The sequence below is a fragment of the Labrenzia sp. 5N genome, from assembly GCF_012395805.1.
In the GTDB taxonomy this organism is placed as follows: domain Bacteria; phylum Pseudomonadota; class Alphaproteobacteria; order Rhizobiales; family Stappiaceae; genus Roseibium; species Roseibium algicola.
Genome location: NZ_JAAZTM010000005.1, coordinates 171069 through 187546, shown reverse-complemented (window position 1 = coordinate 187546; position 16478 = coordinate 171069). Strand labels below are relative to the sequence as shown.

At 58.3% G+C, this 16478-nt stretch carries 13 protein-coding genes; 5 read left to right on the top strand and 8 right to left on the bottom strand.

Annotation, left to right across the window (positions count from 1 at the left end; translation table 11 throughout):
- The first annotated feature begins 233 nt into the window (after positions 1-233).
- A complete protein-coding gene (locus HEP89_RS08255) occupies positions 234-1673 on the top strand; it encodes a TrkH family potassium uptake protein (protein ID WP_031269993.1) in 1440 nt (479 codons plus the stop codon).
- 158 nt (positions 1674-1831) lie between these two features.
- Here the strand turns inward: HEP89_RS08255 and HEP89_RS08250 are convergent, their stop codons facing one another.
- Positions 1832-2062 (bottom strand): hypothetical protein, encoded by a 231-nt coding sequence (locus HEP89_RS08250; protein WP_023002475.1) that lies wholly within the window; start codon positions 2060-2062, stop codon positions 1832-1834.
- 417 nt (positions 2063-2479) lie between these two features.
- Positions 2480-3151 carry a YggS family pyridoxal phosphate-dependent enzyme gene (locus tag HEP89_RS08245; protein WP_077293261.1) on the bottom strand — a complete coding sequence of 224 codons (672 nt, stop codon included), beginning with the start codon at positions 3149-3151 and terminating at the stop codon, positions 2480-2482.
- A gap of 257 nt (positions 3152-3408) precedes the next feature.
- Here HEP89_RS08245 and HEP89_RS08240 point away from each other — a divergent pair, with 257 nt between their 5' ends.
- The 4 genes from HEP89_RS08240 to holA all read left to right on the top strand — a co-directional run bounded on the left by HEP89_RS08240 (position 3409) and on the right by holA (position 8517).
- Positions 3409-4116 (top strand): transporter substrate-binding domain-containing protein, encoded by a 708-nt coding sequence (locus tag HEP89_RS08240; RefSeq protein WP_168691759.1) that lies wholly within the window; start codon positions 3409-3411, stop codon positions 4114-4116.
- A gap of 152 nt (positions 4117-4268) precedes the next feature.
- Positions 4269-6890, top strand: a complete 2622-nt coding sequence (leuS, locus tag HEP89_RS08235) for a leucine--tRNA ligase (protein ID WP_055660550.1) — start codon at positions 4269-4271, stop codon at positions 6888-6890.
- Entirely contained in the window at positions 6877-7452 is a 576-nt protein-coding gene (locus tag HEP89_RS08230) for a hypothetical protein (protein ID WP_031269989.1), read from the top strand. The genes leuS and HEP89_RS08230 overlap by 14 nt, the downstream gene beginning before the upstream one ends.
- Positions 7453-7476: 24 nt before the next feature.
- Positions 7477-8517, top strand: coding sequence for a DNA polymerase III subunit delta (gene holA / locus HEP89_RS08225; protein ID WP_075282741.1), 1041 nt, complete (start codon positions 7477-7479; stop codon positions 8515-8517).
- A 258-nt stretch (positions 8518-8775) separates the two neighbouring features.
- Here holA and HEP89_RS08220 read toward each other — a convergent pair whose 3' ends face one another.
- The 6 genes from HEP89_RS08220 to HEP89_RS08195 form a co-directional block, all read right to left on the bottom strand.
- Complete coding sequence (locus HEP89_RS08220) at positions 8776-9681, bottom strand: ParB/RepB/Spo0J family partition protein (RefSeq protein WP_077291370.1); 906 nt, start codon at positions 9679-9681, stop codon at positions 8776-8778.
- Positions 9682-9787: 106 nt separating this feature from the next.
- Complete coding sequence (locus HEP89_RS08215) at positions 9788-10612, bottom strand: ParA family protein (RefSeq protein WP_023002468.1); 825 nt, start codon at positions 10610-10612, stop codon at positions 9788-9790.
- Between the two features lie 19 nt (positions 10613-10631).
- A complete protein-coding gene (gene rsmG, locus HEP89_RS08210; protein WP_055660551.1) occupies positions 10632-11273 on the bottom strand; it encodes a 16S rRNA (guanine(527)-N(7))-methyltransferase RsmG in 642 nt (213 codons plus the stop codon).
- Positions 11274-11287: 14 nt separating this feature from the next.
- The gene (mnmG, locus tag HEP89_RS08205) at positions 11288-13174 is read right to left on the bottom strand and encodes a tRNA uridine-5-carboxymethylaminomethyl(34) synthesis enzyme MnmG (RefSeq protein WP_077291369.1); all 1887 of its coding nucleotides are present in this window, start codon (positions 13172-13174) and stop codon (positions 11288-11290) included.
- 298 nt (positions 13175-13472) lie between these two features.
- The gene (mnmE, locus tag HEP89_RS08200) at positions 13473-14822 is read right to left on the bottom strand and encodes a tRNA uridine-5-carboxymethylaminomethyl(34) synthesis GTPase MnmE (RefSeq protein ID WP_077291368.1); all 1350 of its coding nucleotides are present in this window, start codon (positions 14820-14822) and stop codon (positions 13473-13475) included.
- Positions 14823-15793: 971 nt separating this feature from the next.
- Positions 15794-16375, bottom strand: a complete 582-nt coding sequence (locus tag HEP89_RS08195) for a GNAT family N-acetyltransferase (protein WP_062486011.1) — start codon at positions 16373-16375, stop codon at positions 15794-15796.
- Positions 16376-16478: the final 103 nt, after the last annotated feature.

The window sequence follows — 16478 nt, the reverse complement described above, 5'->3', positions numbered from 1 at the left end:
GAATTCACTCTGGCAAAGCCTCCCGGTCCGGTCAACATGAACTGGCGTATAGGTGTGTTTTAGAAGCAGTTTTGCCGATCGCCCGCAGGTCAGCTACCCTGCCGGTCATTCTAGGCGATTGGCAGGCTCAAATTCCGTTGGCCTTGCTTTTTGCGGTGCACAGGCAGATAACGACTGTCTTTTGACACACACGCCTGCTGTCCTGACAGCCGACCGTTGCGGACGTCCAGTCTATGAATTATCGCGCCATTGCTTTGCCAATCGGACGATTGCTCATCCTGATTTCAGTTCTGATGATCGTTCCGGGTATCGCGGATGTGTTCGCCAGAAACTCGGACTGGCAGGTCTTTCTGGTATCGGCCCTGGTTCTTGGAACCGCAGGCTTGCTCATGACCATGGCTTTCCAGGGAGAACAGCCGCCGAGCCACTTTCGCGAAGCGATCCTGTTCGTCAACGCCGCCTGGTTCACCTTCTCTTTCGCCGGTGCCGTACCCTTCTACTTCAGCGGCCTCGGCATCAGTTTCACAGACGCCTTCTTCGAGACCGCCTCCGGCCTGACCACAACCGGTTCGACAATCCTGACGGGTCTCGACACTCTGCCGCCGGGTATTTTGCTGTGGCGGGCGCTGCTGCAATGGGTTGGCGGCATTGGCGTGGTTGCTATCGGGATCTGGCTTCTGCCGGGTTTGCGCGTTGGTGGCAGCCAGCTCTTCGCGCTGGAATCGTCTGAAAATACCAGCAAGCCCTATGGTCATGTCGGCCCATTCGTCTACCGGCTGCTGGCCCTTTATGCCGGACTGTCGATTGCCTGCGCCACGCTCTACCTGCTGTGTGGAATGACCTTTTTCGAAGCTGTGATCCATTCCATGACCACCGTCTCGACGGGAGGCTTCTCCACGTCCGACCAGTCCTTCGGCCAATTCGACGGCCTCGCCGTTTACTGGGTCGCCTCGGTGTTCATGCTGGGATCCGCTGTGCCGTTCCTCTATCTGATCCGGAGTATCGAGCGACGGCATTGGGTGAAGGACGTCCAGATCATGCTGCTGCTTGCCATTGTCGCCGCAGCTTCGATCAGCGTGTTCCTGTTCGAGCGGTTCATCGGACATGACACGCCGTTCCAGATGTTCACATTCGCGGTCTTCAACGTGGTTTCGGTGATCACCACCACCGGCTATGCCGCCAACGACTACCTGCAGTTCGGTCCGCCCGTGATCGCGATTTTCTTCGTGCTGACGTTCTTCGGCGGCTGCAGCGGCTCCACGTCCGGAGGCTTCAAGATGTTCCGGATCGCAATTCTGGGCAGTTACATCCAGGGCCTGTTCCGTCGGATGATCCGGCCACACCGGGTGGTCGAGCCGAAATATCAGGGCCGGGCCGTGTCAAATCCGGTTCTGGAAGGTGTGCTTGTCTTCGCCGTTCTTTATGCGGGCGCTTTTGCGGCGTTTTCGCTGGTCTACATGATGCTCGGTCTTGATCTCGAGACGGCGCTCAGCGCCTCCATCACAGCCCTTGCGAATGTCGGTCCCGGCGTTGGCGATACCATTGGTCCGTCCGGTACGTTCCAGTCCCTGCCGGATCTCGCCAAATGGTTCCTGGCGGTTCAGATGATCCTCGGTCGACTGGAAATCCTGGCAGGTATCCTGCTCCTGACGCCGGATTTCTGGCTGGACTGAAGCCTGGCCCGGCCGGATTGGCTCAATTGTTCGAGTAAAGTTCGAAAGACCCTTCAAAACGGAAAACCACCGCCGGCGTGACCTTACCGGCGGTGGTCTTGTTCGGGCAATCTGGCTGCTGACGCAGCCGACGGGGGGTTTGATTGCCCGAAGCCCGGTTACGGCTGGACGGAGGAGAACTCTTCCGGATCCAGAAGGCTGTCCTGATTGCTGTCAGCCGCGTTGAATGCATCTTCGGAAAGGGTCGGGACGGCTGCCGCGATTTCCTCGAAGCTGACATAACCGTCCTGATCGAGATCCACCGCCTCGAACGACATGCCCTGGGCAAGAGCTGCGGAAGACGCGGTAAAGGCACCGATCAGAAGAGCAGCAGTAAGACGTTTGGACATGATATGACCTCCAATGGTTTGGGTCTTGTCAGGTGTCCCGTTTGCCATTCGGCTTTGGGCTCACCTGTCGTTCCGTCCGTTCGCCAGGCCCCTGCGACCCGTCGAACCGGAACGAGACAAACACTGCGGGCCGATCGCGACCGGCAAAGGGCAGCTCTTTGAAACCTTCGCGGCAATGTTGTGTTCCGCCATGGGGATCAGCCACAGGTCGGTCAAACTACCGTCATTTTTAACGATTTTAGGCAGTTCTGGGGCTTCCGCTGGAAAAATCAGTCTGAATATCTATTTGATTTTATTTATAAATTCGAAACAAACTGGTTGAAACGGCCAGCCGTGCTTCGGTTCGCGACCAGTCCTGCAAACCGAAGCAATACCAATCCCGGTCTGATTGCCGTTCCGTGAAACGGCAGGCTTTGATCAGGTGTAGTCGCGCGAGCCGAAGATGGCGGATCCGACACGCACATGCGTGGCCCCAAAGCCGACCGCGACCGGATAGTCGGAAGACATGCCCATGGAAAGCTGCTCAAGACCATTGCGGGCGGCGATTTTTTCCAGAAGCGCGAAATGTTCGCCCGGTGCTTCGTCGACTGGCGGAATGCACATCAGGCCGACAATGTTGAGCCCGACATCTTCCTTGCACTCTTTCACGAAGGCATCGACATCCTTCGGTGCGATGCCTGCCTTCTGGGGCTCTTCACCCGTGTTTACCTGAATGAAACACGGCAGATCCCTGCCCTGCTTTTCCATCTCGGCTTTCAGTGCCCTCGCGATTTTCGGCCGGTCAACCGTATGGACGACATCAAAGGTCGCGACCGCTTCCTTGGCCTTGTTGGATTGCAGCGGGCCGATCAGATGCAATTCGATACCTTCAAAGTCCTCACGAAGCCCCGGCCACTTGTGCATGGCTTCCTGCACCCTGTTTTCGCCGAAAACCTGCTGACCTGCCTCAAGTACCGGGCGGATCTCGTCCGCTTCGAAGGTCTTGGAAACCGCAATCAACGTTACCGACCCTTCCGGCCTGCCGAACTCGGCTTCGGCACTTCTGATATCTGCCTGGACGTTTGCCAGTCGGTCTGCTGCGGAGGTCATCAGTTGGTCCTTCAAATTGTCAGGTGCTCTGCCGGATCGCGCGTTCCTTCTCATAGGCCCGGTCGCCCCTTGATCTCAAGTGGTCTTTGCAAAGACCCAAGCAACCTGACATGACTGCACAGCCGGTGAATTTTCACGCCAGGTATTCAATCAGGTTCACCTTTTCCTAGAGGTTTGCCGATAGTGTCTCGCAGCTTGCATCAAATGAAGATGGAGGGCCCGGTGTGAGGCAACTCGGTTCATTTATCTGCATACTGATGTTGTTCTGCTTTCTGAACGTTCCTGCATCGCGGAGTGAAACCTTCACGTTCGCGGTTGGCGAATGGCCGCCTTTTATTGGCGCGAAGTCACCGGGCTTCGGAAGCCACACCCAGATCGTCAGGCGGGTAATCGAAAAAGCCGGGCATCAGGCGAAATTCGACTTTCTGCCCTGGCAGCGATCGTATCAGATGGTCAGGAACGGGACTTACGCCGCAACCTTTTCCTGGTCCTACACGGATGAACGAAGCGAGGAATTCTATTTTCCCGAACGACCCGTCGGACTGGCAACCTACGTACATTTTTACAAGAAAGACCGGTTTCCGGACGGCATTGGGCCACTGAGCTTCGATGATCTTCGCAAGGAAGGGCTCTCCGTGGTTGCGGTCAGAAACTACTGGTATGAAGACATGCTGGAGGCTGCCGGTGTCACTGTTGAATATGTGTCGACGGAACAGCTTGCCTGGTCGATGCTTCTGCACGAACGGGCCGATGTCTATATGGAGAGCACGGAAGTCGGCATGATCCGGAAGGCCGTGTTCCTGGGTGACGAAGCAAGCCTGCTCGTTCACTCCCCCACCTTCCTGGAAGTGCCCATGTATCCCATGTTCAGCAGGAAGCACCCGGATGGGCGGCGCCTGTTGGAAATCTGGGAAGCTTCAAGCCCGCCTGATCGCGAAACAACGCCGGAAGCGGCCATCCGATAGCTTTACGAATGCGGCGTTGCGAAATAAACAGGCATCTGCAAGATCAATCTCTTCTCACATGTTGACCCCGGACGCGATTTCTGGTGACAGTCCGGCAGTCAATCTTTCAGGAAATCCGCCGGATCCGGCGGCAAGAACAAACGGCACATTTGATGGCAACGGAACGGTACAATGCGCGCGAAGTCGAAGCGCGCTGGCAAAAGGTCTGGAACGACAAGGACGTCTTCGTCACCCACAACGACGATCCCCGCGACAAATACTATGTCCTTGAAATGTTCCCCTATCCGTCCGGCCGCATCCACATGGGCCATGTGCGCAACTACGCCATGGGCGATGTTGTTGCCCGTTACAAGCGCGCCAAGGGCTTCAACGTCCTGCATCCGATGGGCTGGGACGCTTTCGGCATGCCTGCGGAAAACGCGGCCATGCAGAACAAGGTTCATCCCAAGGACTGGACCTACGAAAACATCGCCACCATGCGCGACCAGCTCAAGATCATGGGCCTGTCGCTGGACTGGAGCCGGGAATTCGCGACTTGCGACGTCGCCTATTACACCCAGCAGCAGCGGCTTTTCCTGAAGTTCCTCGAGGCCGGCCTCGTCTACCGCAAGAACGCCAAGGTCAACTGGGACCCGGTCGACATGACGGTTCTGGCCAACGAACAGGTGATCGACGGTCGCGGCTGGCGCTCCGGCGCTCTGGTTGAGCAGCGCGAATTGACCCAATGGTTCTTCAAGATTTCTGATTACTCGGAAGACCTGCTGGAGGCGATCGACACGCTCGACCGCTGGCCGGACAAGGTGCGCCTGATGCAGAAGAACTGGATCGGCCGCTCCGAAGGCCTGCGTGTGCGCTTCGAGTTCACCGAGGCTGCGCCCACCGGCGACAAGACGCTGGAAATCTTCACCACCCGTCCGGACACGCTGTTCGGTGCGTCCTTCATGGGCCTGTCGCCGGATCATCCGATCTCGACCAAGCTGGCGGAAAGCAATCCGGAGCTGAAAGCCTTCATCGAAGAGTGCCGCCGGGTCGGTACATCCGAAGAAGCAATTGAAAAGGCAGAGAAAAAAGGCCTCGATACCGGTTTGCGCGTCAAGCACCCGCTGGATGCCTCCATCGAGCTGCCGGTATATGTCGCCAACTTCATCCTGATGGACTATGGCACCGGCGCCATCTTTGCCTGCCCGGCACATGACCAGCGCGACCTGGACTTCGCCCGCAAATACGGCCTGCCTGTCACGCCCGTCGTGCTGCCGAAGGATGCCGATCCGGCAACCTTTGATGTAGCCGACGAGGCTTTCACCGACGACGGCACCATCTTCAACTCCGACTTCCTCAACGGCCTTTCCATTCCGGACGCCAAGGAAGCGGTGGCCAAGAAGCTGGAAGAAATCACCGTCGACGGCGCGTCCCAGGCAGAACGCCAGGTGAATTACCGCCTGCGCGACTGGGGCATTTCGCGTCAGCGCTACTGGGGCTGCCCGATCCCGGTCATTCATTGCGACGATTGCGGCGTCGTTCCGGAAAAGGACGAGAACCTGCCGGTCCAGCTGCCGGACGACATCAACTTCGACAAGCCCGGTAATCCGCTCGACCGTCACCCGACCTGGCGCAACACGTCCTGCCCGAAATGCGGCAAGCCTGCCCGCCGCGAATCCGATACCATGGACACCTTCGTGGACAGTTCCTGGTACTTCGCCCGCTTCACGGCGCCGGACTGCGATCAGCCGACCGACCCGGAAGCCGCCAACGGCTGGCTGCCGGTGGACCAGTATATCGGCGGTATCGAGCATGCCATCCTGCACCTGCTCTATTCCCGTTTCTTCACGCGGGCGATGCAGAAGGTCGGTGCGCTTGATCTGAAGGAGCCGTTCAAGGGCCTGTTTACACAGGGCATGGTCACCCACGAGACCTATCGCGTCGGCGAAGGTGCGAACGGGCGCTGGATTGCCCCGTCCGAAATCCGTATCGAGGATGTCGACGGCAAGCGCCGCGCGGTTCTTGTCGAAACCGGTGAAGACGTTGCCATCGGCTCCATCGAGAAGATGTCGAAGTCGAAGAAGAACACTGTCGATCCGACCGACATCATCGACACCTACGGCGCCGATACCGCCCGCTGGTTCATGCTGTCCGACAGCCCGCCGGAGCGGGACGTGATCTGGACCGAGGACGGCGTGCAAGGTGCCTGGCGTTTTGTCCAGCGCGTCTGGCGCCTGATTGGCGACATTGCCGAGAAGATCGAACCTCGTGGCGGCAAGGCACCGGAAGTCGACGGCAAGGCGCTTGATCTGCGCCGGGCCAGCCACAAGACCCTGGCGGCCGTTTCCGCCGATCTGGAAGGCCTCGGCTTCAACCGGGCCGTGGCCCGCCTCTATGAGCTGGTCAACACCATCAGCAAGGTCTTCAACGAGGGCGAAGCCGATGCCGGCACCGAATATGCCGTACGTGAAGCAGCCGACTACCTCGTGCAGATGATGGCTCCGATGATGCCGCACCTGGCAGAAGAATGCTGGTCTGCACTCGGCCACGACAATCTGATTTCGGAAGCAAGCTGGCCGCAGGCCGACGAGGCCCTGCTGTCCGACGACACCGTCACCTACCCGATCCAGATCAACGGAAAGAAACGCGGTGAACTGACGATTGCAAAAGAGGCTTCCAAAGACGAGGTCGAAGCGGCTACCTTGGCCCTCGACGCAGTCAAGAAGGCTCTTGAAGGCAAGGCGCCGAAGAAGATTATCGTGGTACCGCAAAGGATCGTGAATGTCGTTGTTTAACAACCTCTTCCAGAGCAGCGGCGCGTTGCGGCGCGCTGCCCTTTGCGCCGGACTGGCAGCTGCCATGGCTCTGGGCGGATGTCAGGTCCGCCCGCTTTACGGCAGCAGCACGGGCGACTTCGGTTCCCAGCCCTCTCCCGTAGCGGCGGAACTTGCGGCGATCGACCTGGAATCCATCTCCAGCCAGTACGCCAACGACGATGCATCGCGTGTTCTCTACAACGAGCTGACCTACCGGTTCGAACGTGGGGCCGGCTCTGGTGCCAAGAAATATCGTCTCAAGGTATTGATGGACATCGGCAGCTCGGAAGTCGGTGTCGAACAGTTCTCCGACGTGCCTTCCGCCTACACGACCACGATGAACTCGACCTTCGTCCTGAGCGATCTGGCGACCGACGAGACCCTGATGACCGGCCGGGCGTTCAAATCCGCTTCCTACGACTTCTCCAACCAGCGTTTTGCCAACACCCGTGCCTATCGTGATGCGCAGGAACGTGTTGCCAAGGCAGTTGCTGACGATATCGCAGCCCGGATTGCCGGCTATTTCGCCAGCCAGTCGTGACACTGACCCTGGAGGCAAACGGCCGTGACCGTCCTCAAAGCCGCGGAGATTGACCGTTTCGTCGCCAATCCCCCGGAGGCTGGCGGCGTTGTCCTGATCTTCGGTCCGGATACCGGACTCGTATCGGAACGCGCTACCCGCCTCGTCAACAAGGCCTCCGAAGGCGAAAGCGATCCGTTCAATCTGGTCAAGCTTGATGCGTCCGATCTCGGTTCGGATCCGAATCGGCTGATCGACGAAGTTCTGACCGTTCCGCTTTTTGGTGGCCGCAGGATCGTCTGGGTGAAGGATGCTTCCTCCCGCAATCTCAATCCTGCAGTCGAACCCGTTCTGAAGCTGGACGACTGGCAGACGCTGGTGGTCCTTGAGGGCGGCGACATCAAAAAGGGCGTCGGCCTCAGAAAGCTGATCGAATCGCACAAACGCGCCGTTGCGCTGCCCTGTTATGCCGACAATGACCGGGGCATCGACCAGTTGATCGACGAGGAAACCCGCGAAGCCGGTCTTTCGGTTACCCGGGAAGCTCGGGCAGCACTGCACAGCCTGCTGGGCGGTGATCGCATGGCCAGCCGCGGTGAGCTGAAAAAACTCTGCCTCTATGCCCTCAACAAGGGCCGGATCGACAGCGAGGATGTCGAGGCTATCATCGGCGATGCATCCGCCTTCGAAATGTCGGAGCTGATTGATGCCGCAGCATCGGGAGACCTTGCCTTGCTGGACCACGGGCTGGAACGGCTTGCGGAAGCCGGCTCCAAGGCCTCGGTGATCGCCAACCAGACATTGAAGCATTTTCAACATTTGCACCGGATGCGAATCGATATCGAACAGGGCAAAAACGCCCAGGCCGTCGTCGATGGACAGCGACCGCCTATCTTCTTCTCCCGCAAGCCGAAATTCACCCAGCAGCTGCGGATCTGGTCCCTGACGGATCTGGAACGCGCCATGGACATTTTGAGCGAGGCTACACGCATTTCCCGCCTCAACGATGCCCTTGGTGTACCCGTCCTCTCCGAAGCCCTCCTGAAGCTCGGCAGAGCCGCCAGAGCGCGGCAACAGAGGCGCTAACGAGGTTACCTGCTCCTCTCCCTGAGTCTCTTTGTATTCTTGGCGTTCGCTCACACACCTCCCTCATCGTGAGGAAGCGCGCAAGCGCTGTCTCGAAGGATGGGCGGCAACCACCGGGACATGTGGGCCATTCTGCAAGACAGGCCTGATGACAGTCCTCAGGATGAGGGATGTTGGGATTACAGGCTGGCAAAATCAAAACAAAAAAGCCGGAGCAATAATCGCTCCGGCTCTAAAATTTAAAATAAATTCAATATCTTAGCGCGTCTCAACGCCCAGCTTCTTGCAGATCTCGTCGAGCTGTTCCAGCGACGTGTACTTGATCTTCAGGTCGCCCGATTCCTTGCCCGGCTTGTGGCCGACGGTGACTTTCAGACCGAGCGTGTCGGTGAGGCGCTTTTCCAGCGCCTTGGTGTCGGCGTCCTTCGGGGCCTTCTCGGTCGGGGTCTTCTGGCCCATCAGTTTGGCGAGAGCATCCGGGTCCTGGGCGATCTTTTCGGTCTCGCGGACGCTGAGGCCTTTTTCGACGATCAGATCGGCAAGTACCCTCGGGTCCTCGATGGTGATCAGCGCCCGGGCGTGGCCGGCCGTGAGCAGGCCTTCGTGCAGATAGTCCTTTACCGAATTCGGCAGCTTCAGCAGGCGCATGGTGTTGGCCACGTGGCTACGGCTCTTGCCGATCACCTTGGCGAGTTCGCCCTGGCTGTAGCTGAACTCCGCGGTGAGCTGCTCATAGCCCATCGCTTCTTCGATCGGATTGAGATCGGCACGCTGGACGTTCTCGATAATGGCGAGCTCAAGCGCTTCCTGATCGGTCACGTCCCGAATGATGATCGGTGCTTCGTGCAGCCCGGCCCGCTGTGCGGCCCGCCAACGGCGTTCGCCGGCGATGATCTCGAAACGATTGGCCTTCCCTGCTGCCGGACGTACCAGGATCGGCTGGACGATGCCTTTTGCCTTCAGGGACTCGGAAAGATCCGCCAGGTCTTTCTCGGTAAAGGTCTTGCGCGGGTTGCGCGGGTTGGGCTCCAGATGTTCGATCGGCACCCTGCGGGAGTCGCGAATGATCTTTTCCGGCGGTGCGGCCGCTTCGGGAGCCGAATCCCCGATCAGCGCCGCCAAACCACGGCCCAAACGCTTGTTCTTGACGTCTCTTTCCGCCATACCGCACCTTTTTCTTCTTATATTTCAATAGGATATAGCATGGCGACTGTGCCTCTTCGCCGCCATGCATCAAGGCTCGCCAAAACGGAGCCGAATCGATCGGGCTTTATGCCGCGACGCGTCGCAGTTCGCGCTCACGCTGGATGATTTCAGACGCAAGCCGCAGATAGGCCTGGCTGCCGGCGCATTTCAAATCGTAAAGCAGCGCCGGCTTACCATAGGACGGAGCTTCCGAAATACGAACGTTGCGCGGAATGATCGTTTCGTAAACCGCATCACCCATGGTTTCGCGCACATCGGCGACCACCTGGCTGGAGAGATTGTTGCGGCTGTCATACATGGTCAGAACGATGCCATGGATGCTGAGTTCAGGATTAAGCGCGTTCTTGACCTGCTCAACCGTGCTGAGCAACTGGCTGAGACCTTCAAGCGCGAAGAACTCGCATTGCAACGGCACCAGGATGGAGTGCGACGCAGACAAGGCATTGATCGTCAGCAGGTTCAGTGACGGCGGGCAGTCGACCAGCACATAGGTAAAGCCGATCTCCTGGAACAGACGCGAATGGGTCAGGTTTTCGATGGCACTGCGCAGGCGGAACGCCCGGTCACCCGTGGAGGCGATTTCCAGTTCGAGGCCCAGCAGATCCATTGTGGACGGCGCCACCCAAAGACGCTGCACCGCCGTTTCGCGAACGGCCTCTGCAAGGGAGCAATCACCGCTCAGAACTTCATACGTCGACAGACCACGATCACGATGCTCGATACCCAGACCCGTTGAAGCGTTACCCTGCGGGTCGAGGTCAATCACCAGAACTTTTTCGCCAATCGCCGCAAGCGCCGTGCCGAGGTTAATGGCGGTTGTGGTTTTGCCCACCCCACCCTTCTGATTCGCTAGCGCGAGAACGCGCGGCATTTCGGGAAGCATGCTCATTGCTACAACACCTTCCTGGCTACTCCGGCCGGGCTGAAATATTCGAGAAAAGAAGCATCCGGCTCATTGGATCAACAAGACTGTCTTTTTCTATCATGTCGAACTGCCAACGGGCAGTAGCTTCGTTAACTTCTCGCTGAAAATCCTGACCTTTGTGGAAAACAGCCTTTGCGCCGGCTGCCGTAAACGGCTCTGAAAGCTGAAAAAGCAGATCCAGCGACGCCAAAGCGCGCGCAGAAACAGCGTCCACCCGGCCGTGCTTCCAATCTTTCGCAACCGATTCGATCCGGCCAGGATGCACTGTCCCCTTGGACCCTGTCTCCCTTAAGGCCGTTCTGAGAAATGCCACCTTGCGCTGGTTGCTCTCGATCATGTGCACATGTGCGTCCGGCTCATCGGCGAGCAGGATTGCGGTCACCACACCGGGAAACCCACCGCCGCTGCCGATATCAACCCAGGTCCTTGCTTCCGGATTACACCACTGGGTTTGCAGGCTATCCGCCACGTGACGGGTCCAGATATCCGGGATGGTCGACGGTGCAATGAGGTTTTGCGCAGGCTGCCATTTCAGAACGAGGTCGACATAGATCTGGAGTCTATCCAACGTTTCACGTGAAACATCCCCAAACTTATGCACAACCTGTCCAGAGGTATTCAACATCACCGGGCGGCCCATCAGGCAGCCCCTTTCTGGCTCTGGCGCTTCAGATGCGACAGGATCAGCGTGAGCGCGGCGGGTGTCATGCCATCCATGCGAGACGCCTGGCCAAGAGTGGCCGGACGAATGTCGATCAGTTTCTGGCGCACTTCATTGGAAAGACCAATGATCGCTTCGTAGTCGAAACCATCGGGAATCGACAAGGCTTCATCGCGTTTCAAGGCTTCGATATCTGCCATCTGACGATCGAGGTAAACGGCATAAAGCGCATCTGTCGCAACCTGCTCAGCGATCGCCGGATCAATATCTTTCAGTTCGGGCCAGATGTCCGTCAGGCCTTCGAAGGTGACATTGGGATAGGACAGCAGATCGAAGGCAGACCGGCGGATGCCGTCCTGGTTTACAGGCAGGCCCTTCTTCTGAGCTTCGGAAGGCGTCACGGTCAGTCTCGTCAGAAGTTCCCGCGCAATGGCGATCCTGGCCATCTTGTCTTCAAAGGCTTCTCTACGTGTGGAGGAGACGCACCCGATGCCGATACCCAAAGGAGTCAGGCGCTGGTCCGCATTATCCGCCCGCAGGGACAACCGGTACTCTGCACGCGATGTGAACATCCGATAGGGTTCGGTGATGCCCCTGGTGATCAGGTCATCGATCATGACACCGATATATCCCTCGGACCGGTCAACCACGAACGGCGCCTTGCCAGCAGCCTTCAGAGCGGCGTTGAGCCCGGCCACAAGACCCTGTGCCCCAGCTTCCTCATACCCGGTCGTACCGTTGATCTGGCCGGCCAGGTAAAGACCCGAGCACCGCTTGGCTTCCAGTGTCGGACGCAGCTCGCGCGGGTCGACATGGTCATATTCGATCGCGTAACCTGGCTGCAGCACCACCACATCTTCCAGACCCGGAATGGTCTTCAGAAACGCTATCTGCGCATCTTCCGGCAACGATGTGGAAATGCCGTTCGGATAGACGGTGTGATCGTCCAGTCCTTCCGGCTCCAGGAAAATCTGGTGCCCGTCCCTGTCGCCGAAGCGAACGATCTTGTCTTCGATGGATGGACAATAGCGTGGCCCCCGCCCCTTGATCTCGCCTGAATACATAGCAGAGCGAGAAAGGTTCTCACGAATGATGCGATGGGTCTCGGGCGTCGTGCGTGTGATGTGGCACGGGATCTGAGGTGTCTCGATCCTGTCCGTCAGGGTGGAAAACGGAATCGGGTCGTCATCGCCCGGCTGCTCTTCCAGCCTGTCCCAGTGGATCGTCCGGCCGTCCAGCCGTGCGGGCGTACCTGTCTTGAGACGCCCAAGATCGAAGCCGATTTCCTCCAGTGATTCAGACAGCCCGAGTGCCGGCGCTTCGCCGGAGCGTCCCGCGGGTATCTTCTTGTCGCCGATATGAATGAGGCCCCGGAGAAATGTACCGCTCGTCAACACGATGGCGCGGCAGTTGATCACCCGGCCATCGGCCAGTTGAATACCCGAGACAGAACGCTTCTCGCTGTCACCCGCAAACCGGATCTTGTGGGCTTCACCTTCAACGACGCTCAGACCTTCGACAGCGGCAATCTCACGCTGCATCGCTTCCCGGTAGAGCTTGCGATCTGCCTGCGCGCGCGGACCACGCACCGCCGGTCCCTTGCGCCGGTTAAGCATGCGGAACTGGATCCCGCCCTTGTCGGCAACACGCCCCATCAATCCATCAAGCGCATCGATCTCGCGAACGAGGTGCCCCTTCCCCAGACCACCAATAGCCGGGTTACAGGACATCACACCGATGGTATCGAAGCGATGCGTGACCAGAGCAGTCGCGGCACCAGCACGTGCCGATGCCGCCGCAGCTTCACAGCCGGCATGACCGCCACCAATCACCACCACATCGAAGGTCAGGTCCAGTTCGTTCATAGTCTCTACCGCTCACGAAACCCGACAGCAGAGCCTCGGGTCCGGGTTTTTCCGGTTCGGTTTTCGGGATCTTTCTCCAGCCTAGGCCAGACTATCACAGGCCGCGCAAACCGGCACTTGTTCGCCGAGACTTATACGTGTGACGCGGCTGTAGGTCAAAGCGGAATTCAGGTCAGCAGACAGATCGTCTGGTGGCGCTGGTCATTTTGCACTTACGGCAGAGAAAATGATTCACGTGAAACATGTTCCGGTAGAGAATCGATCCGCAGTTCACCTGAGATGATTCACGTGAAACAGGTCACTTGCCGATACAGAAATCCCGGAAGATCACATCAAGCAAATCCTCGACATCGAACCTCCCGGTGATCCGCCCGAGAGCATCCGCAGCCCGGCGAAGGTCTTCCGCGCGCAATTCCGCCGGCAGGTGCACCATATCCACGGCAGCTCTCAGGCCGGACAGACAATCCTTGAGATAGTGACGGTGCCGTTCCCGGGTGGCCAGTGGTGCTTCGCCGACAGATATCGTTTCCTCGGCAAAACGGGTAAGCCGGGAAAAAAGCGGGTTCATACCTTCAGCGCTTTTGCTGGAACAAGCAATTGCCTGGATCGTTCCGGAAGAGTCTTGTTCCGGAAGAGTCTCAAGATCAGCCTTCGTTCGAACGGTCCAGACAGGCACGCTACGGCGAAGGTCTTCCGGAAGGCCGGCGGCGACATCGTCCTGTTCCACCCCACCAGGCTCCACCGCCCACAGGATGAGATCCGCTCCCCGGCCCCGTTCCTCTGCCCGGCGTATGCCTTCCTTCTCAACCACACCCTCCGTCTTCCGGAGGCCGGCGGTATCGACAAGCGTCACGGGATACCCTGAAAGATCCAGATGAACCTCGATCACGTCCCGGGTCGTTCCGGCTTCTTCCGTGACGATGGCGACCTCCCGTCCTGCGATGGCATTCAGGAGACTGGACTTGCCGGCATTGGGTGCCCCCATCAGCACCACCTGCAAGCCGGACCGTAGACGCTCGCCGCTGCGGGATTTCTCAAGGTGCTCTGCAATCTCGTAATGGAGCTGGGTTGCTTCCGCCCAGACTTCATCGGCCACGCTGCCAGGAACATCCTCTTCATCGGCGAAATCGAAGTCGGCCTCGATCATTGCGCGCATATGGATGAGACGCTTTCTCCAGTCGTCATAGAGTTTGCCGAGGGCTCCACCCATCTGACGGACTGCCTGCTTGCGCTGGCTCTCGGTCTCTGCGGCGATGAGATCTGCCAGGCCCTCAACTTCCGTGAGGTCCATGCGGCCACGATCGAAAGCGCGGCGCGTGAACTCCCCTGCCTCGGCCGGACGGCAATTGGAAAACCGGGAAAGTACGGACAGGAGGCTTGAGACCACGGCACGTCCACCATGGCATTGGAACTCGGCAACGTCCTCTCCCGTGAAGCTGGAAGGTCCTTCAAAGTAGAGTACCAGGGCCTCGTCGAGAACGTCCTTCGTTTCCGGATCCCGGAGCTTGGCCAGCATCGTCTTCCGCGGCTGTGGCACCTTGCCAGCCAGTGTCTCAACGATCTCCCTGGTACCTGGACCAGACACACGGATCACCGCAACGCCCGAAGGCACAGCTCCACTGGAGAGCGCAAAGATCGTGTCAGCCATGGTGTCTTCCGGTTCGTGGTCGAGTCGTGGACCGCCTCTTTATCAACTCTCGTCACCGCGGAAAAGAACAAGCCTCGCCATTCCGCCGCCGAATCGAAGTGATCGGTGAGACGGCGATCTGTTTCACGTGAATCAATTGTCAGAAAAATACCTGTCCTGACCAGGAGCGGCTTTCCTTTCCGGCGCGGTTCTCGTCCCTCACACACGCAGCCTCCGACAGTATCTGTTTCCCCTTCAAATCGGGCCCAGGACGGAAACACACTGAATGAGGGAATTGCATTTCGTTTGGCGAGACTACGTCACAACCTCACAATCTGTTTGTAGGCCTAGGGGCGAGGTCTTTCACCCATGTCGTCACACGATGTAAGTGGAGGCGGTTGAGCTCCTGAACACAACAGTAGCCGATTCAAAACAGGAGATTCACGTGAAACACCGCTTCCGGGATTTTTCCGTCGCCCTCTGGTCCAGCCACTGCAATCAGGCGTGACATCGGGTTCGATGTTGAGCCTTCAGGATGTGAGAAAGAAGCACCCTCCTCAGGTGACAATTCCGGCTGTCGGATCGGAGCCGATTCAAGGTGACGGATTCACGTGAAACAAATTCAAGCTGTGACGTCGCCCCTCTTCTGTTTCACGTGAATCTATGCGCTGGCAGTATTCGTCTTGAAGAGATCTTACCCAGCGCCGGCATCTGGCAATCGGTTTCTGTCAGACTTTTCGAGAACATTCCGTTTAAAGCGGCATCCGTCTCGAAGGTTCGGATGCAGGAAATCGCCGGGTGTATCGCACCCCATTCCAATTCGGCTCGTCAGTCCCTGCGTGGGAAAATTGTCGGGAAAGGCGTCAGTTACCAAGCGATATCGACACAGGCAGCATTGGGCAGCGCATCTTCGTCTTCAACATCAAGCCCGTCGAAACGGATTCGATGCGGTTTTGTTTCACGTGAATCTGATTAACACACCGGAACAGAAGTCAGACTTGCTTCGGGCCGGACATCCAATCCGTCTTCTTGAGCCGATAGAGCACATGCTTTGCGATCGGATGATCAGCCGGAAGACTGGGGTGAAGAAAGTCCCCATCCTTGTCACGTGTCATGCCGATCTTTTCCATGACCCTTTGCGACGGCAGATTGTCCGGGATGGTGAAAGCCACGATCTCTTCAAGACCGATGGTTTCAAAACCGAATCGAAGCCACTCCCGCGCAGCCTCGCCTGCATAGCCCTTCCCCCAGGCAGTCCGCTTCAGGCGCCAGCCGATTTCGACACATGGCTCGAACGGCAGGGGCGCCGCATAGGACGGAACGTTCAAACCGACGAAGCCGAGAAATTCTCCCGTCTCCTTGATTTCAATCGGCGCCATGCTGAAACCATCCTTCACCGTCTTTTCCCGGCACCGCGCAACCAGCAAGTCGGACTTCTCCCGCGTCAGCACCTCAGGGAAAAATCTCATCACCTCGGGGTCGGCACAGAGCCTTGCAAATGGGTCCAGGTCTTCATCCTTCCATGGACGAAGCAGGAGCCGGTCAGTCTCTAACAGGAACGAAGCTTCAGGCATCAGAACGGGTCCGATTCAACAAAGGGCAGGATTCACGTGAAACACGGTGGCGGGGTGTTTAATTCTTAACAAAAAGTAAAGGCGCGAACCCTCGCGGGCCGCG

Bases quoted from the DNA above. Each gene is read 5' to 3' on its own strand.
- HEP89_RS08195 (WP_062486011.1), bottom strand. From the start codon at position 16,375: ATGCCTGAAGCTTCGTTCCTGTTAGAGACTGACCGGCTCCTGCTTCGT.
- HEP89_RS08250 (WP_023002475.1), bottom strand. From the start codon at position 2,062: ATGTCCAAACGTCTTACTGCTGCTCTTCTGATCGGTGCCTTTACCGCG.
- HEP89_RS08230 (WP_031269989.1), top strand. From the start codon at position 6,877: ATGTCGTTGTTTAACAACCTCTTCCAGAGCAGCGGCGCGTTGCGGCGC.
- rsmG (WP_055660551.1), bottom strand. From the start codon at position 11,273: ATGTTGAATACCTCTGGACAGGTTGTGCATAAGTTTGGGGATGTTTCA.
- HEP89_RS08255 (WP_031269993.1), top strand. From the start codon at position 234: ATGAATTATCGCGCCATTGCTTTGCCAATCGGACGATTGCTCATCCTG.
- mnmG (WP_077291369.1), bottom strand. From the start codon at position 13,174: ATGAACGAACTGGACCTGACCTTCGATGTGGTGGTGATTGGTGGCGGT.
- mnmE (WP_077291368.1), bottom strand. From the start codon at position 14,822: ATGGCTGACACGATCTTTGCGCTCTCCAGTGGAGCTGTGCCTTCGGGC.
- HEP89_RS08245 (WP_077293261.1), bottom strand. From the start codon at position 3,151: ATGACCTCCGCAGCAGACCGACTGGCAAACGTCCAGGCAGATATCAGA.
- leuS (WP_055660550.1), top strand. From the start codon at position 4,269: ATGGCAACGGAACGGTACAATGCGCGCGAAGTCGAAGCGCGCTGGCAA.
- HEP89_RS08215 (WP_023002468.1), bottom strand. From the start codon at position 10,612: ATGAGCATGCTTCCCGAAATGCCGCGCGTTCTCGCGCTAGCGAATCAG.
- HEP89_RS08220 (WP_077291370.1), bottom strand. From the start codon at position 9,681: ATGGCGGAAAGAGACGTCAAGAACAAGCGTTTGGGCCGTGGTTTGGCG.
- HEP89_RS08240 (WP_168691759.1), top strand. From the start codon at position 3,409: ATGTTGTTCTGCTTTCTGAACGTTCCTGCATCGCGGAGTGAAACCTTC.